This window comes from Megasphaera sp. SW808, from assembly GCF_012027795.1.
In the GTDB taxonomy this organism is placed as follows: domain Bacteria; phylum Bacillota; class Negativicutes; order Veillonellales; family Megasphaeraceae; genus Megasphaera; species Megasphaera stantonii.
Genome location: NZ_SJOT01000010.1, coordinates 18,570 through 37,077, shown reverse-complemented (window position 1 = coordinate 37,077; position 18,508 = coordinate 18,570). Strand labels below are relative to the sequence as shown.

General features: G+C 55.7%; 22 protein-coding genes. 10 read left to right on the top strand and 12 right to left on the bottom strand.

Going from position 1 to position 18,508, the window contains the following annotated elements; all coding sequences use genetic code 11:
* Positions 1-241: 241 nt before the first annotated feature.
* The 5 genes from E0L13_RS05520 (at position 242) to E0L13_RS05500 (ending at position 5,604) form a co-directional block, all read left to right on the top strand.
* On the top strand, positions 242-1,036 hold the full coding sequence (locus E0L13_RS05520) for an enoyl-CoA hydratase-related protein (protein WP_087478421.1): 795 nt from the start codon (positions 242-244) through the stop codon (positions 1,034-1,036).
* 41 nt (positions 1,037-1,077) lie between these two features.
* Complete coding sequence (locus tag E0L13_RS05515) at positions 1,078-1,821, top strand: CoA transferase subunit A (protein WP_168060870.1); 744 nt, start codon at positions 1,078-1,080, stop codon at positions 1,819-1,821.
* Complete coding sequence (locus E0L13_RS05510; protein ID WP_087478419.1) at positions 1,821-2,480, top strand: 3-oxoacid CoA-transferase subunit B; 660 nt, start codon at positions 1,821-1,823, stop codon at positions 2,478-2,480. Before E0L13_RS05515 ends, E0L13_RS05510 begins: the two co-directional genes overlap by 1 nt.
* 208 nt (positions 2,481-2,688) lie before the next feature.
* Positions 2,689-3,003, top strand: coding sequence for a metal-sensing transcriptional repressor (locus E0L13_RS05505; RefSeq protein ID WP_168060868.1), 315 nt, complete (start codon positions 2,689-2,691; stop codon positions 3,001-3,003).
* Between the two features lie 12 nt (positions 3,004-3,015).
* Positions 3,016-5,604 (top strand): heavy metal translocating P-type ATPase, encoded by a 2,589-nt coding sequence (locus tag E0L13_RS05500; RefSeq protein ID WP_168060866.1) that lies wholly within the window; start codon positions 3,016-3,018, stop codon positions 5,602-5,604.
* Between the two features lie 324 nt (positions 5,605-5,928).
* Here E0L13_RS05500 and E0L13_RS05495 read toward each other — a convergent pair whose 3' ends face one another.
* The 4 genes from E0L13_RS05495 to E0L13_RS05480 are packed head-to-tail and all read right to left on the bottom strand — an operon-like array spanning position 5,929 to position 8,817.
* Positions 5,929-6,453, bottom strand: a complete 525-nt coding sequence (locus tag E0L13_RS05495; protein WP_168060864.1) for a GNAT family N-acetyltransferase — start codon at positions 6,451-6,453, stop codon at positions 5,929-5,931.
* Between the two features lie 56 nt (positions 6,454-6,509).
* On the bottom strand, positions 6,510-7,631 hold the full coding sequence (locus tag E0L13_RS05490; protein ID WP_168060861.1) for a HAMP domain-containing sensor histidine kinase: 1,122 nt from the start codon (positions 7,629-7,631) through the stop codon (positions 6,510-6,512).
* A complete protein-coding gene (locus E0L13_RS05485; protein ID WP_154877078.1) occupies positions 7,628-8,326 on the bottom strand; it encodes a response regulator transcription factor in 699 nt (232 codons plus the stop codon). The genes E0L13_RS05490 and E0L13_RS05485 overlap by 4 nt, the downstream gene beginning before the upstream one ends.
* 59 nt (positions 8,327-8,385) lie before the next feature.
* Positions 8,386-8,817, bottom strand: coding sequence for a MerR family transcriptional regulator (locus tag E0L13_RS05480; protein ID WP_168060859.1), 432 nt, complete (start codon positions 8,815-8,817; stop codon positions 8,386-8,388).
* Between the two features lie 154 nt (positions 8,818-8,971).
* Here E0L13_RS05480 and E0L13_RS05475 point away from each other — a divergent pair, with 154 nt between their 5' ends.
* The 3 genes from E0L13_RS05475 to E0L13_RS05465 all read left to right on the top strand — a co-directional run bounded on the left by E0L13_RS05475 (position 8,972) and on the right by E0L13_RS05465 (position 10,695).
* On the top strand, positions 8,972-9,229 hold the full coding sequence (locus E0L13_RS05475) for a hypothetical protein (RefSeq protein ID WP_168060857.1): 258 nt from the start codon (positions 8,972-8,974) through the stop codon (positions 9,227-9,229).
* Positions 9,230-9,325: 96 nt separating this feature from the next.
* Entirely contained in the window at positions 9,326-10,174 is an 849-nt protein-coding gene (locus E0L13_RS05470) for an AraC family transcriptional regulator (RefSeq protein WP_168060855.1), read from the top strand.
* Positions 10,175-10,272: 98 nt separating this feature from the next.
* A complete protein-coding gene (locus tag E0L13_RS05465; protein ID WP_095629012.1) occupies positions 10,273-10,695 on the top strand; it encodes a DUF2000 domain-containing protein in 423 nt (140 codons plus the stop codon).
* Between the two features lie 131 nt (positions 10,696-10,826).
* Here E0L13_RS05465 and E0L13_RS05460 read toward each other — a convergent pair whose 3' ends face one another.
* From E0L13_RS05460 to E0L13_RS05425, 8 genes are all read right to left on the bottom strand, one after another.
* Entirely contained in the window at positions 10,827-11,201 is a 375-nt protein-coding gene (locus E0L13_RS05460) for a helix-turn-helix domain-containing protein (RefSeq protein WP_095629011.1), read from the bottom strand.
* Between the two features lie 56 nt (positions 11,202-11,257).
* Positions 11,258-11,467, bottom strand: a complete 210-nt coding sequence (locus E0L13_RS05455) for a 4Fe-4S dicluster domain-containing protein (protein ID WP_206081537.1) — start codon at positions 11,465-11,467, stop codon at positions 11,258-11,260.
* 77 nt (positions 11,468-11,544) lie between these two features.
* Complete coding sequence (locus tag E0L13_RS05450) at positions 11,545-11,943, bottom strand: pyridoxamine 5'-phosphate oxidase family protein (RefSeq protein ID WP_240924663.1); 399 nt, start codon at positions 11,941-11,943, stop codon at positions 11,545-11,547.
* Positions 11,944-12,109: 166 nt separating this feature from the next.
* Positions 12,110-12,364, bottom strand: coding sequence for a hypothetical protein (locus E0L13_RS05445; protein WP_168060851.1), 255 nt, complete (start codon positions 12,362-12,364; stop codon positions 12,110-12,112).
* 212 nt (positions 12,365-12,576) lie between these two features.
* The gene (locus E0L13_RS05440) at positions 12,577-12,753 is read right to left on the bottom strand and encodes a hypothetical protein (RefSeq protein WP_158221356.1); all 177 of its coding nucleotides are present in this window, start codon (positions 12,751-12,753) and stop codon (positions 12,577-12,579) included.
* 165 nt (positions 12,754-12,918) lie between these two features.
* Positions 12,919-13,302, bottom strand: coding sequence for an aspartate 1-decarboxylase (panD, locus tag E0L13_RS05435; RefSeq protein WP_095629008.1), 384 nt, complete (start codon positions 13,300-13,302; stop codon positions 12,919-12,921).
* Positions 13,299-14,156 (bottom strand): pantoate--beta-alanine ligase, encoded by an 858-nt coding sequence (panC, locus tag E0L13_RS05430; RefSeq protein ID WP_168060849.1) that lies wholly within the window; start codon positions 14,154-14,156, stop codon positions 13,299-13,301. Before panC ends, panD begins: the two co-directional genes overlap by 4 nt.
* Before the next feature lie 15 nt (positions 14,157-14,171).
* Positions 14,172-15,134: a bile acid:sodium symporter family protein gene (locus E0L13_RS05425; RefSeq protein WP_168060847.1), complete on the bottom strand. Its 963-nt coding sequence runs from the start codon at positions 15,132-15,134 to the stop codon at positions 14,172-14,174.
* A 615-nt stretch (positions 15,135-15,749) separates the two neighbouring features.
* Here E0L13_RS05425 and E0L13_RS05420 point away from each other — a divergent pair.
* Together E0L13_RS05420 and E0L13_RS05415 are read left to right on the top strand one after the other, a co-directional pair.
* Complete coding sequence (locus E0L13_RS05420) at positions 15,750-16,574, top strand: undecaprenyl-diphosphate phosphatase (RefSeq protein ID WP_168060845.1); 825 nt, start codon at positions 15,750-15,752, stop codon at positions 16,572-16,574.
* A gap of 316 nt (positions 16,575-16,890) precedes the next feature.
* On the top strand, positions 16,891-18,363 hold the full coding sequence (locus E0L13_RS05415) for a sodium:solute symporter family protein (RefSeq protein WP_240924662.1): 1,473 nt from the start codon (positions 16,891-16,893) through the stop codon (positions 18,361-18,363).
* Positions 18,364-18,508 lie beyond the last annotated feature (145 nt).

Sequence of the window (18,508 nt, the reverse complement as noted above, 5' to 3'; positions counted from 1 at the left end):
TATTGACAATTTCGCATAATCCATATATTATTTACTTATAAGAAACCGAACGTGTACATGGAAATTAAATATAGAGAAACCAGCAGAGACGCCGCAACAGGCGTCAGTAAGAAGGTTTGCCGCGCCGCAGACAGGAGCATGGCCCGCCCTTCGTATAAACGGTTAATTTTTATATTCCCCCGACTAAAGGCTGCCCAAGGCAGTTTTGGTGATAGAGAAGACCTGTAAAGGAGGAACTGGTATGGAATTGCAGAAGTTGATTTACACGGTAGAAGACGGCATCGCCGTCGTTACGATGAATTACATGAAGAACCTCAACGCCATTGACGAGCAGATGGCCGACGAGCTCATGTACGTCGTCGACAAGGCGGAACACGACCCGGACGTGCGCGTCCTGGTCATTAAAGGGGCGGAAAAGGCCTTCTCCGCCGGCGGCGACATCGGCTATTTCTACAAACTCATCCAGGCCGGCGGCGAAGTCAACATGGACGGCCTGATCAGCAAGGTCGGCAGCGTCGCCGACGGCTTGAAGAAGATGAGCAAGATCGTCATCACCTCGGTCAGCGGCGCGGCGGCCGGAGCCGGCGTGAGCCTGGCCATCGGCGGCGACTTCATGATCTGCGCCGACAACGCGAAATTCATCCTGGCCTTCGTCAACCTGGGCCTCGTCCCCGACACGGGCGCGACGTATCTCCTGACCCGCCTCATCGGCCCGAACCGCACGATGGAACTGGCCGCTACGGGCCGCCCCGTCGGCGCGGAAGAAGCCAAAGCCCTGGGCCTGGCCTATAAGGTCACGACGGTGGAAGAGCTGGACAGCGTGACCATGGCCTTTGCCAAGAAGATCGCCGCAGGGCCGCTCCTGTCGTACAAGAACATCAAAAAGCAGATATACGACGCCATGTATGTCGACTACAAGAAGTGGCTTGACGAAACGGAAGTGCCGACGCAGCGCGAATGCTCGGCGTCCATGGACTTCCAGGAAGGCTGCAAGGCCTTTATGGAAAAACGCAAAGCCATATTCCAAGGGAAATAAGCGTATAGACGCAGTGTTATAGGAGGAAAGGAGGTCATTTTGTGTTTGCAAACAAAGTAGTGACCAAAGAAGAAGCGCTGAGCAAGATTCACGACGGCCAGACGATTATGTTCGGCGACTGGCACGGCGAATTCGCCGCCGATGAAATCATCGACGGCATGCTGGAAAAGGGCGTAACGGACATCCACGCTATCGCCGTTTCGGCCGGCATGCCCGACCAGGGCGTCGGCAAGCTGATCGTGGCCAAACGGGTCAAGAGCATTATTACGACCCATATCGGCCTGAACCCCGTCGCAAAGGACCAGATGCTGGCCGGCGAGCTGGACGTCGAATTCAGCCCCCAGGGCACCTGGGCCGAACGCATCCGCTGCGGCGGCGCAGGCCTCGGCGGCTGCCTGACCCCGACGGGCCTCGGCACGGAAGTGGCCGAAGGCAAGCAGGTATTGACCATCAACGGCAAGGACTATCTCCTGGAGCTGCCCCTGCGGGCTGATGTCGCCCTGGTCAAGGCGACGAAGGCCGACAAGGCCGGCAACATTTCCTTCCGCCTGAACTCGCGGGCGACGAACAGCACCATCGCCCTGGCGGCGGATTTCGTCATCGCCGAAGTCGAAGAGCTGGTTGAAATCGGCGAACTGGGCCCTGAAGAAATCGACGTGCCGGCTCCCATCGTCGACATGGTATACGTGCGGACCGGCGAAAAACGGCCGATGTGCCCCATGTGGCAGCGGGCGAAGGCCAAGGCCGAAGCAAAGGCTAAGGCTGCGGAAGGAGGCGGAAAATAATGGCGGCATTAACTGGACGGGCGCTCATCGCATCGCGGTGCGCTAAATTCTTCAAAAACGGCGACTTTGTCAATCTGGGCATCGGCGTTCCTCTCTTGTGCGTCAACTATCTGCCTGAAGGCGTCAACCTCTGGCTGGAAGCGGAAATCGGCACCGTCGGCAGCGGCGCGACGCCGCCCTGGGACAGCGTCGACATCGACGTCATCGACGCAGGCGGCCAGCCGGCCTCCATCATCACCGGCGGCAGCGTATACGATCATGAAATGTCCTTCGCCTTCATCCGCGGCGGACACATCGACGCTACCGTACTGGGCACCCTGCAGGTCGACCAGGAAGGCAACCTGGCCAACTGGACTATCCCGGGCAAGCTCGTCCCCGGCATGGGCGGCGCCATGGATCTGTGCGCTGGCGTCAAGAAGATCATCGTAGCGACGGACCACTGCGAAAAGAGCGGCAAATCGAAGATCCTGAAAAAATGCACCCTGCCCCTGACGGGCGCGAAATGCGTCACCGACATCGTCACCGAACGGTGCTACTTTGAAGTCACGCCGGAAGGCTTAGTCCTGCGGGAACTGGCCGCAGGCTACACCGTAGACGACATCAAGGCCTGCACCGAAGCGGATTTCATCGTCCCCGACGAAATCGGCGTCATGGAATAAAAGTATATAACGTATAAAACGACAAAACGGTATGGGACAGCAGCGCTTATAGCAGCTGTCGTCCCATACCGTTTTTTATTTCTCAGCTCCTTCCGTACGTCCGTCCAATCTCTCTTCGGCATCTTGACATATACCCTTACTGGGTATATTATGTTTATATACCGGTATGGGGTATATCATCTCTGCGCATATGTCAGGAGGGATACATATGGATTTAACGAACGATACGAGCTGCTGCGGGGGCATGAAGCTGAAGCACCGCGACGAGAAGGAATATAAACGACTGATTTCCCGGTTAAACCGGATTGAAGGGCAGGTACGGGGCATCAAGCGCATGGTAGAGACGGACCGCTACTGCATCGATATCCTGATGCAGGTCACGGCCATCCAGTCGGCCCTGAATTCCTTCAATAAGGAACTCCTCGGCCAGCACATCAAGACCTGCGTCGTCCACGATATCCGCGAGGGGAAGGACGACGTCGTCGACGAGCTCGTCTGTACCCTGCAAAAATTGATGAAGTAAGGGAGTGATTGCATGAAGCATGAAACATACCAGGTAACGGGCATGTCCTGCTCGGCCTGCTCGTCCCGCGTCGAAAAGGCCGTCTCCAAGCTGGAGGGCATAGAAAAGGCCAGCGTCAATTTGCTGACCAATAGCATGCAGGTCGATTACGACGAAACGATCCTTACGAGCCAGGCGATTATAGACGCCGTCGTCAAGGCCGGATACGGCGCGTCCCTGGCCGGCGGGCAAGCCGGAACAAAGGGCGCTTCGCCGCAGGCAAGTCCGGCCAATACGGCCGAGCAGGAAGTCAGGCAGATGAAGCGGCGCCTCCTGTGGTCCATCGTCTTTCTCATTCCTACAGTCTACATCGCCATGCATCATATGCTGGCCTCTCATCTGGGCATTCCCGTCCCGTCAGCTATATCAGCAGTATTCGACGGCCCGGAAAATGCCATTTCCTTCGCCTTCGCACAGTTCCTGCTCATCCTGCCGATCATGTATTTGAACCGCAAGTACTACATCAACGGCTTTTCCAACCTGCTTCGCGGCGCGCCCAACATGGACAGCCTCGTCGGCATGGGCTCCATGGCCTCGGCGGCCTTCGGGGCCTTCGCCATCTTCCGCATGGGCTGGGGCATGGGCCACGGCGACTGGGCCTTGGTACAGACCTATAGCGCCAACCTGTACTTCGAGTCGGCCGGCATGATCGTCACCCTCATCACCGTAGGCAAGTATCTGGAAACGAGGGCCAAGGGCAAGACCAGCGCGGCCATTGAAAAGCTCATGAAGTTAGCGCCTAAGGAGGCGACGGTCCTGCGCGGCGGCGTCGAAACGGTCATTCTCGTCGAAGACTTAGCCGTCGGCGATGAAATCGTCGTCCGCCCGGGCGAGCGCATTCCTGCCGACGGCATCGTGTCTCAGGGCACGACGAGCATTGACGAATCGGCCATTACGGGCGAAAGCATTCCCGTCGAAAAACAGGTCGGCGACAAGGTCACGTCGGCGACGATCAATACGTCGGGCTATATTCACGTCACAGCCCAGCGGGTCGGCGACGATACGACGATCAGCCAGATTATCCGCCTCGTCGACGAAGCCAGCGCCAGCAAAGCGCCTATTGCAAAAATCGCCGACGCCGTCGCCGGTATCTTCGTCCCGGCTGTCATCACATTGGCCGTCGCCGCTACGGCCCTATGGTATTTCGCCATGGGAGCCGATTTGGAATTCGCCTTTTCCATCGGCATTTCCATCTTGGTCATTTCCTGCCCCTGCGCCTTAGGGCTGGCAACGCCTGTCGCCATCATGGTCGGCACGGGGAAGGGTGCGGAAAACGGCATCCTCATCAAGTCCGGCGAAGCCCTGGAACGGGCCCACGCCGTCGATACCGTCGTCATGGACAAGACCGGCACCATTACGGAAGGAAAGCCCCACGTCACCGATGTACAGGCCCTGACCTGCAGCGAAACAGAGCTCCTCGGCCTGGCTGCCGGCATGGAGCAGGGGAGCGAACATCCCCTGGCCGAAGCCATCGTAGCCTGCGGAAAAGAAAGGGGCATCGCGCCGAAGGCCGTATCTGATTTCCGGGCCGTCTTCGGAAAGGGCGTCATCGCCTCCGCCGATGGGAAAACCTATTACGCTGGCAACGCCGCCCTCATGGCAGAACAGGGCATCGACGTCAGCAGCTATGCAGACCGTCTCGACGCCTTAGCCGATCAGGGCAAGACGCCCCTCATATTCGCCGATAACAGCGGCGTCATCGGCATCATCGCCGTCGCCGACGTAGAAAAAGCCACCAGCGCCGAAGCCATTTCCCGCTTTGCCGCTATGGGCATCGACGTGGTCATGCTGACTGGCGACAACGCCCGCACGGCCGAAGCCATCCGCAAGCGCTTGGGCATTCCCAAGGTCATCGCCGGCGTCCTGCCTCAGGATAAGGAACGGCACATCGCCGAGCTGCAGGCCCAGGGGCGCACCGTCGCTATGATCGGCGACGGCGTCAACGACGCGCCGGCCCTGGCTAAAGCCGACGTAGGCATCGCCATCGGCGCCGGGACCGACGTCGCCATCGAAAGCGCCGACGCCGTCCTCATGCGCAGCGACCTCCTCGACGCCGTCAGCGCCGTCCGCCTCAGCAAGGCCGTCATCAAAAACATCAAAGAAAACCTGTTCTGGGCCTTCTTCTACAACGTCATCGCCATTCCGTTGGCAGCCGGCCTGTTTTACCCGGCCTACGGCCTCAAGCTGAACCCCATGATCGGGGCGGCGGCCATGAGCCTGAGCAGCGTCTGCGTCGTCCTAAACGCTCTGCGCCTGCGCTTCTTTAAGCCCAACCATTCGGCTGGAACTGTTTCACGTGAAACACCACGGGAAACTCCAAATACACCTATATCTGAACAGAAGGAAGGAGAACCTGCTATGAAAACAACATTACACATCGAAGGCATGATGTGCCAGCACTGCCAGAAACACGTTCACGACGCCTTAGCCGCCATGGACGGCGTAACGGACGTAACCGTCAACTTGGAAGGCAAGACGGCCGACGTCACGGCGACAAAGGACATTACGACGGACGAATTCGCCAAGGTCATTACCGACGCCGGATACGAACTGGTAAAATAAGACGCAGCAAGCAAAACGGGACCGCTGATGAAGAAAAGCAATCCTTCATCGTCAGTCCCGTTTTTATATATCATATCCAACGCACTGCGCATCCACAGGCAATGACCATAAACCTTGCCATCTTATGAAGAAACGCTGCAAAACCAAAGTGTATCGCAAGAGCGCTGAATGCAGAAATATGCTGCTATTGTCTTTCAAATCATATACTGCAAAACAGGGGCATATGTTTCACGTGAAACAGTATGTCCCTGTTTTTATATATCAATAGATTTTTTACGTTGAAGGGCAGACGGCCCGACACTCTCAAAAGAGAAGGGAAGGCCTTTACAGAATATATTCAAACAAATCGAATTCGGTCCATCCCGTATCTTCATAAAACATGCGGGCCGTCCGGCAGTAAGCAAATCCAACCTTTCGATAGGCCCGCTCTGCCGGAACATTTCCCTTCAGCACATCGAGGCGAATCGTCTTCATCCCCGTTTCCCGTCCCAGCCGGATGGCATATTGCGTCATCACCTTGGCTATGCCCCGGCCGGCAAAGGACGGGCGCACGCCTAAGGCGTGGACGACGAGAAGCTCGTCGTCCGACGCGTCGACAGACCACGGCGCGCCGTCATAGCTTTCGTTGTATTCGTGGTTGACGACCATCGCCGCCGCAAGATGTCCTTTGATTTCGCCGACGTAGAGCTCGCCCTTATCCAGTGACGCCCGCAGAAAGTCCTGCGACGGGTACACGTCCCGTTCCCATCCCGGCTTAAATTCGGCGTCCTTCATTTCGTCGATCACAGCGTAATAAAAATCCCGTACTGCCGCAAATTCCGCTGTGCCGGCTCTGCGAATCTGTATCATAAAACTGCCTCCTGCCGCGTTGTCATATACGTCCATCCCTCCCGTATACTGCCGTCTCAGCCCAGGGGAAGGTATATGTAAAAGGTCGTGCCCTTGCCGACTTCGCTTTCCACGTCAAGCAGGCCGCCGTGGCTGACGACGAACTGCTTCGCCAGAGCCAGCCCGATGCCGCTGCCGCCGCTCTTGCGGCTCCGCGATTTTTCGCCGCGGTAGAAATATTGGAAAATATGGGGCAAGTCTTCAGGAGAAATGCCATTTCCCGTATCGGCAATAGAGACTAGAACGTACTCTTTTCCTTCCTTGACGGCCCGCTCCGTAGTTACGGCTATCGTATCGCCCCGGTTGATATAGCGGATAGCGTTGTTCAAAATATTGTAGACGACTTGGTTGATCCGGTCCACGTCGATGGAGACATTCGGCAGCTCAGGGCATAGGTGCAGCCGGACGGTCAGCTCCTTTTCGTCGCACAGGGGCTGGAGCATGCTGACGGCCCGTTCCAGCAGTATGTTTATATCGGCCCGTTCCTTATGGAGGACGAGCTTGTCGATTTCCGCTAAAGACAAATCGTTCAAATCCTGTACCAATCGCCCCAGCCGCAGGACTTCGTCTTCCATGGACAAAAACATCTTTTTGTTGGCCGGAATGACGTCGTCGATCATGCCTTCCAAGTTTCCCTGGATAATCGCCAAGGGCGTCCGCAGCTCGTGGGCTACGCTGGCAAAGAGGTGGCGGCGCATGGTTTCGTTTTGCTCCAGCTCCGTCGACATGTCGTTGAAGGTCTTGGCCAGGATGCCCACTTCGTCCATCCGTTCTACAGGTACGGTCTGCCCGAATTTCCCTTCCTGTACGGAACGCACGGCCTCAGTCAGGGAGAGAAGGGGACGGACGAGCTTCTGCACGACGATGTAGCTGACGCCGACGCTGATGACCGTCATGCCCAGGCCGACCCACAGGAGGGAGCGATGGATGGACTCGACGTACTGCAGCTCCGCTGCGCCGCGCATCATGTGATGCCCCATGCCCATTCCCATGCCGCGGCGGGGAGCCATCTGCAGGTATTGGGTGAAATGCGTATCCATCTGGCTGTTTACCAAAAAGAGGATGACGGCAATCGTCACGGCCAGCAGGATGAAGACCATCGCCGTCAGGCGGAATACTAAGCTGTCTGTCCGTTTCATAGGCCGCCTCCGGAAAACTTATAGCCGATGCCGTATACGGTCAGAATATACGTCGGCTTGGCCGGCTCCGGCTCTATTTTTTTGCGCAGGTTGCGGACGTGCGTATCGATGGTCCGCTCATAGCCTTCAAAGCCGTAGCCGCCCTGGGCCTTTTCCATGATCTGCATGCGGCTGAACACCCGGTCCGGCGAAGAGGCCAGGGCGTCGAGGATGTTGAACTCCGTCGGCGTCAGCACGATGGGCTCGCCGCTGCGGAACACGGTGAACTTGTCCCTGTCGATGAGCAAATCCCTGACAGCGTAGCGAGACGAGCTCTGAATGACTTCGCCCCGGGCCCGGCGCAGCAGGCTGTGGACGCGGGCGATGAGTTCCTTGACGTTGAAGGGCTTCGTCACGTAATCGTCGGCGCCGATATTCAGCCCCACGAGGCGGTCCAGCTCGTCGTCCTTGGCCGTCAAGAAGATGATGGGGACGTCGCTGAACTGGCGGACGCGGCGGCAGACTTCAAAGCCGTCCATGACGGGCAGCATCAAATCCAGCACCATAATCTGCGGCTCGTGCCGCCGTACCATCGAGACGGCCGTCATGCCGTCATTGGCAATATATACCAGGCATTGCTCTTGCTCGAAGTAGGAGCGCAGCAGGGCGCACAATTTCTCGTCATCGTCGACGATGAGGATAGAGTAGGGGACCATAGGATACACCTCCGTAATGTGTCTATGCAGTCAACTATGTTTCACGTGAAACAACGATACTATTTTCCGCCGCCGTGGAGAAATTCGTCGGCGTAGGGCAGGGTGTCCTTGCCCATCATGTGCTTTTCCGTCCCGGCCTCGACGGCCCGGCGATAGTAGTCGCACTTGTGATTGATGACTTCCAGCGATTTCTGCAGCTCGGCAATCTGCCGCTCTACAGCTTCCTTGCGGCGGACAAATAAATCGTACCGTTCCTTCAGCGAGCTGTCGCCTTCCTGCACCCATTGGGAAAACTGCTTCATCTCGCTGATGGACATGCCCGTCGCCTTCAGGCACTGCAGCACCTGCAGCATAGCCAAATCGACGTCGGAAAAAGCCCGATAACCCGACTCGCGCCGTTCCAAAAAGGGGAGCAGCCCTTCCTTATCGTAATAACGCAGCGTCGTCGCCGGAATATGGGTCATCTTCGCCACCTGCTGAATCGTATACATAGGAAAACCTCCTTAGAGAAGCCTGAGTAAAAATTTCTCAAAATTTTCGAAACGTAAGATTGACTTTAAAGCTAACTTTAATGATATAGTAAAGCTGACCAAACGTCAAGATATTCCGTCGATTTATATACTGTACGATGAAGGAGAGTGCATGATGATGAAATCTCGTATGATGAAAGCAGCTGTCCTCACAGGGCCGCGCCAAGTAGTTGTTAAAGAAGTTGCCGTGCCGGACGTACGTCCCGGCGAAATCGAAATCGCCGTATCGGCCTGCGGCGTCGTCACCAATCCCGGCGACAGCTCGTTTAAAAGACATCGTACAAAGCTCTCTGCCCGCAGTAATGCATCTGCGGACAGAGAGCTTTGTATCGTTATAGGGAAAATGTTTCACGTGAAACACATCGGAGTATAGGCCAAGAGGAAAGCCTCGAAATTCTCTTCGTTGAAGATATATTACAAGCCGCCGGAAAGGCCAAGTGATACAATAAGCGATGAGGGGGAATCATCTATGAGGAAAGAAATAAAAACCCTGGTCTACGACGAGGAGCTCCGCTTGGAAGCCTATCGGTTTGAGGGGATAGGCCGGCCCTTTCCCAACCATTTCCACGACTACTACGTAATCGGGTTCATAGAGCAAGGGGAGCGCCGCTTATGGTGCAGAAACCAGGAATACCCAATCGGGCCAGGCTGCATCCTGCTGTTCAATCCCGGCGACACCCACGCCTGCATCCAGACAGACGGCAGCGTCTTGGATTATCGGGGATTTAACATCGCAACGGAAGTCATGCTGGATTTGGCCGAAGAAATCACGGGAAACAGGACACTGCCGGGATTTTCGCCGGCCGTACTTTGCGACGAAGAAGTGTCCTGCTATTTGCGGCCCCTCCATGACCTCGTCATGAACGGGTCCCTGGAATTTGGAAAAGAAGAAAGCCTCCTCCTGATGCTGTCCCTGCTTATGCAGCGATACGGACAACCCTTTGAAGACTGTATTCCCGAATGCCGGGAGGAAATCGAGCGGGCCTGCGCATTTATGGAGGAACACGCTGCAGAACGCATCTCCTTGGACCAAATATGCCGCGAGGCTGGCTTGAGCAAATCTACCTTACTGCGGGCCTTCGCCAAATCAAAGGGCGTCGCGCCGTACTGCTATTTGGAAAGCTTCCGCATTGGCAGGGCAAAAAAATTGCTGGAACAAGGCATGTCTCCCATGGAAGCGGCCCTGAAGACAGGCTTTTCCGACCAAAGCCATTTCACCAATTACTTTGCCCGCTTCATCGGCGTAACACCCGGCGCATATCGGGATATTTTCCTAAAGAGCAGCGGAACAGGAGCGGAGGGGCAGGCTTCCCCATAGGAGGGTCTTTTCAGCTGGCAAGGCTGCGTTTCAATGGCTGCCGGGACTTACAGCCGTGCCGATTCCCCCAAAAAGTATGCGAAATGAGGTGGAACGCAATGAACGTACACGATGAAAAATGCGTCATGATACTCGACGAACGATTGCCCTTGGGGATTATGGCGAATACAGCGGCAATTCTGGGGATTACCCTGGGAAAGGCCATGCCGGAAATCGTCGGCGCCGACGTGGCCGACAAAACAGGACACGAACATTTAGGCATCATTGAATTTCCCGTCCCCATCTTGAAGGGCAATGGCGAAAGCATAAAAGCCATCCGCGAAAGGCTGTATGGGTCGGAGTTTTCCGACGTGACAGTCGTCGACTTTTCCGATTTGGCCCAAGGCTGCAAGACCTATGACGAATTCGCAGGAAAGATGAAGGCCGCAGCGGAAGCAGATCTGAACTACTTCGGAATCGCCATGTGCGGGGCAAAAAAGAAAATAAACAAATTGACGGGACAGATGCCCCTGCTGCGCTAGACCGGCCCATAGGCAGGAGCTCATCTCTTCATTACACAGCAAAAAGCTCTCCATCTGCATCGCCTTCGTTGCAGACGGAGAGCTTTATCTCGTCGTGGAGAAAGTTTTGATGTTTCACGTGAAACACTGACTTACTTATACACGCACCGCTGGCAGGGCGTCAGGTTATAATCGCATTCTTCCTGATAGTATTTGTCGGCCCAGCGGCAGATGTTCTGCAAGATAGGCACGACGGACCGGCCCTTACGGGTCAGGGAATATTCGACTCGGGGAGGAATCTCGTCGTAGGACTTGCGGAGTACCATCTCGTCGGCAATGAGTTCCTTCAGCGTCGACGCCAGCACGGCGTCGGTAATATTTCCCATTTCGCTGCGCAGCTGGCTGTACCGCAGGGTCCCCAAGGCGGCCAGCACGCAGATAATCCGCGATTTCCATTTGCCGGCGAAGATATCCAATCCGTATTCCAGAGGGCAGCGGATATCGGGCTCCAATTTTTTCTGATACATAGGCAGGCCTCCTTTTTTCCTTTATTGTATCATAGCCCTTCTGGTATTTTAAGTACCTATGGAATGTATGAGCCTGCCGTCTCCTGCAGCTGCGGCGCGCCTTTATGACACAGGCCCGCGCATATGCCGCAGCCGAGGCAAAGAGCTTCCTGCACGACGCAGCGCCAGCCCGGCGTCATGATGATAGCCCCGGCCGGACAGGCTTCGAGGCACGCGCCGCAGCCGACGCAGGCCGCCTCGTCGATATGGGCTGTATACGTCGCCATGAGCATATCCTCCTAAACAAAAGGAGCGAGCCCGAAAACAAGACACTCATGTTCAGGCTCGCTGCCAGCCCTCCTTCTTATAATACCTTCTTATTGTCTGCGCCGGGAGTCGTCACGATGACCTGTTCCGGCGTAATGACCAGGGCGCCTTTAGCCGTCGCCGCCCCGCGGAAGGTCTTTTCTACCAGGCCTTTAAACATATCGACGACAGGCCCTTCCGTCACGTATTCAGCCGTGCCTTTGACCTGATAGCCTTCGTAGGTCTTGGCGTCGTATGCCGAAATGGCGACTTTCCCGTTGGCCTTGACGTTGTTCATCGTCGTTTCCATAAACACGTCGCCGACGACTAATTTGCCATCTTCCGTTACGTTCTTAAAGGCTACGGGCACGACGTTCGGATTGCCGTCGTCAGAGCAGGTAGCTACGTCCCACATGTAAGCTTTCAATATTTTTACTACGTTTTCGTTCATCATCATCCATACCTCCTGTGTTGTCCTGTTCATTTCCTTACCTGTGCTCATTATAAAAAATTAACTCGCAGCGAACAATATATTAGAAAATTTATAAGTCGCTCATAAATTTATGAGCGGCAGAAAAAACAAGCTCCCTCCGGAGGGATATCCGCTGAAGGGAGCTTGTCCGTTATTTCTGTGTCACTGTCTGGGCGTCGTTCTGATGGCAGTAGCCGCGGTGGTGGTGATGCCCTCGTCCCTGGCCGCGTCCCCGGCCGTCGCCGTAGGGGCAGTCCTGATGATAGGGGCAGGTATACTGGCTCTGGCTCTGATTCGTCTGAGCCGTATCTGCCGTGCCGTCGGCGGCAAAGGCTGCCGTACAGCCGACTAAGGCGACGACTGCCAAGATATACCGGAATTTTTTAGCCATAATGATCGTTTTCATACTATACCTCCTATGCTGAAATCCATTGTATGATGTGTTCCTGATTACAAGTACAGTATATAAGAGGCCTGTGAACAAAGAATGGAGAAGTTATGAAGAAAGTATGAAGATTTTCATCATCCGAAAGGGCGGGCAAGAATAGACAAAAAAAGCTTTCTCTCCTCATCTGCAATGGATAAGGAGAGAAAGCTTTTTACGCTCCTGCGCCAGCGCTACCAGCCGCAACCGTGATGATGACCGTGGCCGGAGCCGTCGTGGCAGTAAGAATAGGCGTCAGGGCTGACCTGAACGAAAGCAGCCTGTCCGTCGGCGGCAAAGGCCGCCGTACAGCCGGCGAAGGCCATGACGGCCAGGGCGACGCGCAGCTTTTTAGCCAAAAAGAGTTTCATAAGTACGCCTCCTTGTAATACGTGAGTTATGTAAAAGAAAGTATATCTGTTCTTCATTACATCTATAGTATACTGCCTGCCTGTGAAAAAGTCATGAAGAAATTGTCAAGAAAATGTGAAGACAGAAGAGGGAGGCGTTGTTTCACGTGAAACAATGGGCTTGTCCTAATGGGTCTGGCCGTGATGTTCTGCGCAGCGCACTTCGCGGACGGCATTCTGCCCGTCGACCATGACGACAGTCGGCACGTAGGACCGGGCTTCGTCCTCGGTCATAAAGGCGTAGGCCATGATGATGACCACGTCGCCGGGCTGGACGCAGCGGGCCGCCGCGCCGTTTAGGCAGATGACGCCGGAGTTCTTCGGCCCGGGAATGACGTACGTTTCCAGGCGGGCGCCGTTGTTGTTGTCGACGACCTGGACTCGTTCGTTCGGCAGGATATGGGCCGCTTCCATCAGGGCTTCGTCGATGGTAATGCTTCCCATGTATTGCAGGTTGGCTTCCGTAACGGTAGCGCAATGGATTTTAGATTTCAGTAAATTCAGTATCATTTTGCGGCATCTCCTAAAATAACGTTGTCGATCAAGCGGGTCTTGCCGATGCGGACGGCGATGGCCAGCAGGCACGGTTCATTCACTGTTTCCACAGGCAGCAGGGCCGGGAAGGAGAACAGGTCTACGTAGTCGATGACGGCCATGGGCTCGCTCTGGATTTCTTCCGTGACGATGGCTTTCAGGGCTTCGGCATTCGTTTCGCCGCCGTCGTAAGCGGCTTTAGCCTTTCTCAGGCTGCGCGACAAGACCAGGGCCGCTTCCTTTTCCGCCGGCGAGAGGTAGGCGTTGCGGGAGCTGCGGGCCAGGCCGCTGTCTTCGCGGACGATGGGCACCATGTTGATGTGAACGGGGATGTTCAAATCGTCGACGAAGCGGCGGACAACGACGACCTGCTGGGCGTCTTTCTGGCCGAAAAAGGCTTCGTCAGCCCGGGTAATATTCATGAGCTTCGTGACGACCGTCGCCACGCCGCGGAAGTGGATGGGACGCTGAGCACCGCACAGCTTATGAGTAATGTCGCCGTCTACGTTGACGTAAGTGCAGTACCCTTCAGGATACATTTCAGCCGGTTCGGGATGGAACACGGCGTCGACGCCGACGCTTTCCAGCTTGCGGCAGTCTTCTTCAAAGCGGCGCGGATAGGCGTCGAAATCTTCGTTCGGCCCGAACTGGGTCGGGTTGACGAAGACCGAGGCGACGACAACATCGCACTTTTCCTTCGCCGCCCGCATGAGCGTCAGGTGGCCTTCGTGCAAGGCTCCCATCGTCGGAACCAAGCCGATGCATTTTCCTTCTTTTTTTAACGCGGCCGCAAAGGCCTGCATGTCTGATACTGTCGTAAAAATTTTCATGATAGAGATGCTCCTTTATGCCAAGTGAATTGATTCTACATTCTTTACGTCTACGTTTTTCCGTTCGTCCCTACGGGCGAAGTAGTTCGCTACGATGGAGCCGGAAATATTGTGCCATACGCTGAAAATCGCGCCGGGAATGGCCGCGGCCGGACTAAAATACAGGACGGCCAGAGAGGCGGCCATGCCGGAATTCTGCATGCCCACTTCGATGGACACGGTGCGGGCCTTTTTGGAATCTAGGCGGAACAGGCGGGCCATGCCGTATCCCAGGACCAGGCCGAAGGCGTTGTGCAGCACGACGATAGCCGCCATGAGCAGGCCGACGTCCAGCAGGCTTTCAGCCCCCAGGGCCACGACGCCGCCGACGAGCAGGACGATGGTGACGACCGATACGACGGGCATGACAGGCAGTATCCTTTCTACGGTCCGTTCAAAGAAATGGTGCGCCGTCAGCCCCAGCAGCAAGGGCAGGAGGACCATCTGGGCGATGGAAATCATCATGGCCGTAAAGGACACTTCGATCCACGAGCCGGCCAGGAGCCAGGTCAGGGTCGGCGTGACGACCGGCGCCAGGAGGGTCGTCGCCATAGTCATGGAAACGGACAGGGCTACATCGCCCCTGGCCAGGTAGGAAATGACGTTGGACGCCGTGCCGCCCGGGCAGGTTCCCACCAGGACGACGCCGATAGCCAGTTCCGGCGGCAGGGCGAAGAGCCAGACCAGAAACCAGGCCGCCAGCGGCATGATGAGAAACTGGGCTGCGACGCCCAGCAGGACTTCCCAGGGCCGCTGCAGAACCCGCTTAAAATCCTGAAAGGTGAGAGTCATGCCCATGCCGAACATGACGACGCCCAGCAGCCAGCCCACGTAGGGGCCGACCCAGGTCAGAGTCTGAGGCCGCACGGCCCCGACGACGCCTATGAGAAGGACGAAGAGAGCCATGTTGTTCACTAAAAAGCCGCAACATTTTTTCAAGGTATCAACCTCCTAATAAAATAGTCGGGGCAAAAGAAAAACGCCTTCCGGCGTAGACCGAAAGGCGCACATACACAAGTGCTACAACCAGCGCGCAGAGACACGAACGCAGCAATCCCCTGCACGCCTGATTATGATGAGTGACCCTTTCTGTCTCGGTCCGTTACGATCCAAGCAGATGCACGTACATCGCGCAAATATAATTATCCGAAAAAGTATAACTCACAAAGGTGATGTCATCTTTTGCCTTGCCCGTATCTTACCACATCAGGCTGAAAGAAACAAGAGTAAAATTTCACAAACTTTTCCCCAAGGCGAAAAGGGCAAGACCTCTTCGTCGGCCATACCGCAGCGGCATATACAACGATACGTGTTGTGCTATCGAAAAAACGAATTGACAAGACCGGCCTCGTACTGTTAAAATAAGCTGTTATTTGTCGCAGTAAGTTGAAATACATTACCACTACCGGCGGCAATACTTTCTTTATCTGTATGCACATATGTTGTATAAATTAAACGCCGATGCGCGACGATTCCGCGGGCCGTTCTCACTGCCAGGGCAGGGGACGGGCCGGTTTCGCTGCCGTCAGGGTTCACAAAAGAGGAGACCTCCCTATGCTTATTGAAATCGCAAAAGCCGTATTGTTCGGCATCGTCCAGGGCATTACGGAATGGCTGCCCATTAGCAGCACAGGCCATATGATCCTGTTGAACGAATTCGTGACCATGAACATGTCGGAAAAATTCATGGAAATGTTTTTCGTCGTCGTCCAGCTCGGCGCGATATTGGCGGTACTCGTCCTGTTCGGCGACAAGCTCCTGCCCTTTACCCTTCGCGGCGGCTTCCGCCTCAAGGCCGAAGCCCTGGCCTTATGGCCGAAGATCGTCGTAGCCAGCATTCCTGCCGGCGTCGTCGGCCTGCTGTGGGGCAACGAGCTGAACTCTTTGTTTTTCACTTATCCCGTAGTCATCGTCATGCTGGCCTTGTTCGGCGTCCTGTTTATCGTCGTGGAAAACAGGAACAAAGGCAAAGCCCCCGTCGTCGAAACGACGGCCGACCTGACCTACAAGGCCGCCCTGTGGATCGGCTGTTTCCAGCTCATCGCCGCCGTATTTCCCGGGACGTCCCGTTCGGGCTCGACGATTATCGGCGCCCTCATGATCGGCGTATCCCGCGTCGCCGCAGCAGAGTTCACCTTTCTTCTGGCCGTGCCGATTATGATAGGGGCCAGCGCCGTCAAGCTGCTGGATTTCGGCCTCCATTTCACGGCTACGGAGGGAGCCGTCCTCCTGACCGGCATGGTCGTGGCCTTCGTCGTATCCGTCCTGGCCATCCGCTTCCTCATGTCCTTCATCAAGACCAACGACTTCAAGGTCTTCGGCTGGTACCGGATTATCCTGGCCGCCGTCGCTTCCTTATATTTCTTTATACTCCAGTAACGATCCCGGGCTCCTGCAAGCATTTCCGCAGGGGCCCGGTTTTATTTGTCAAGAAAATAGATTCATCTATTCAAGTATCAGCGCATCTTTCAGGACAAACGTTTTACGTTTCAGAAAACATATTAAATATTGAGACAAAGGGAGAAGGCCATGTAAAATTTATTGGAAAACTGCGGATATTTTCTTCTTTTTTCAATAAACTACCTTGTATTTTTCTCCGTTTTGGAATACAATAATAACATCTTATGTTACTGTTGTTGCATTGTACGGAACTACAGTTGCGATAAACAGCTTTTCTGAAGGGGATGAATGGAAAATGTCTATTCAGTTGTGTATTGTCATTTTATATATCGTCTTATTATTCGCCATTTCATTTTACGTCAAACGGCGGGCCAGCAAAAACCCGACGGAATACTTGTTTGCCGGACGGCGCTTCTCTACGGGTCTCGTCGCCGTCAGCATCACCGGCATGGCCGTCGGCGCCGCGTCGACAGTCGGCGTAGCCGAAAGCGCCACGACCATCGGCCTGGCAGCGGGCTGGTACAACGCCGCCTGGGCTATCGGCGCCGTCATCATGGGCTTCGTCGCCGCCGGCAAGTACAGGGCCCTGAATTGTACGACTATTCCCGAGCTCTTTGAACGGAGTTACGACAAAAAAGCCCGGGTCATCAGCGTCATCGGCTTATCTCTCATCATGATCTGCATTACGTCGCTGCAGTACGTCGCCGGCGGGTCTATCCTGCACGCCCTCATGCCCGATATCTTTTCCATGCACGCCGGCATGATTACCAGCGCCGTCGTCTTCATCGGCATTACGGCTATCGGCGGCCTCTGGTCGTCGGGCCTGTCCAATATCCTGAGCGTTACGGTCATTTACCTCGGCATTATCTATTCTATGGTACGCATCCTCATCCGCGACGGCGGCATCAGCGGCATCAACGCCGCCTTGCCTCAGGCTGATTTCGGCTGGTTCACTCCCATGGGCGGCCTGTCCTTCGCCGTCCTCATCGGCTGGATCATCGTCATGACGACCCAGGCCATCACGGCCCAGGGCCCCGTGCAGATCGCCTGCGGCGCCAAAGACGTCAACGCCGCCCGCAAGGGCTATATCTTAGGAGGCCTCCTGATCTTCCCCGTCGGCTTCCTCTGCGCCGTACTGGGGCTGGCGGCCAAAGCCCAGTTCCCCGAACTGAACCCGACGATGGCCCTGCCGCAGATCATCATGAGCCTCGATCCCTTCTCGTCGGGCATGACCCTGGCAGCGCTTTGGGCTGCCGACGTATCGACGGCCTGCACGATTCTCCTCGGAGCCGGCACCCTCGTCGCCCAGGATATTTTCAAGCGCTTCTTCAAGCCCGATATTTCCCAGGCCAATTACGTCAAGGCCAACCGGCTGATTATCCTGATTATCGGCTTAGGCACGCTGTGGCTGGCCTTTAACGCCGTCGGCATCGTCAAGGTCATGCTCATCGGCCTGAGCCTGACGACGGCCTTCACGCTGGTCTTCCTGTGCACCATGTTCTGCCCGTCCCTGTGCCGCAAAAACACGGCCTTCTGGACGACCCTCGTCGGCATCGCCGGCCTCGTGGCCTGGCAGCTGTTCCCGGAAGTCCGCGTGCTGCCGCACGTCATCTACTTCGAATGGCTCATCTGCATTATCACGCTCCTCATCGTCCGCGTCGTCGACAAGACGCCGATTACGCTGCCTACAGTCAAGGCAGAATACGCCGAAGAACCGGAGCAGGTACAGCAAGTGCTCCATTCGGGCTCGGTAAAAACAGCGAACTAACGGCATACGATTCATACAAGCAGTCAGGCCTGCGGGCCCGGCTGCTTTTTTACTGCCGGAGCCGTCCTGAATCTTGACCGGTGAAAAAATATACGATATAGTAAACGTACGGGTGAGCACCTACCGACAGTCAGGCTGAAAAGTC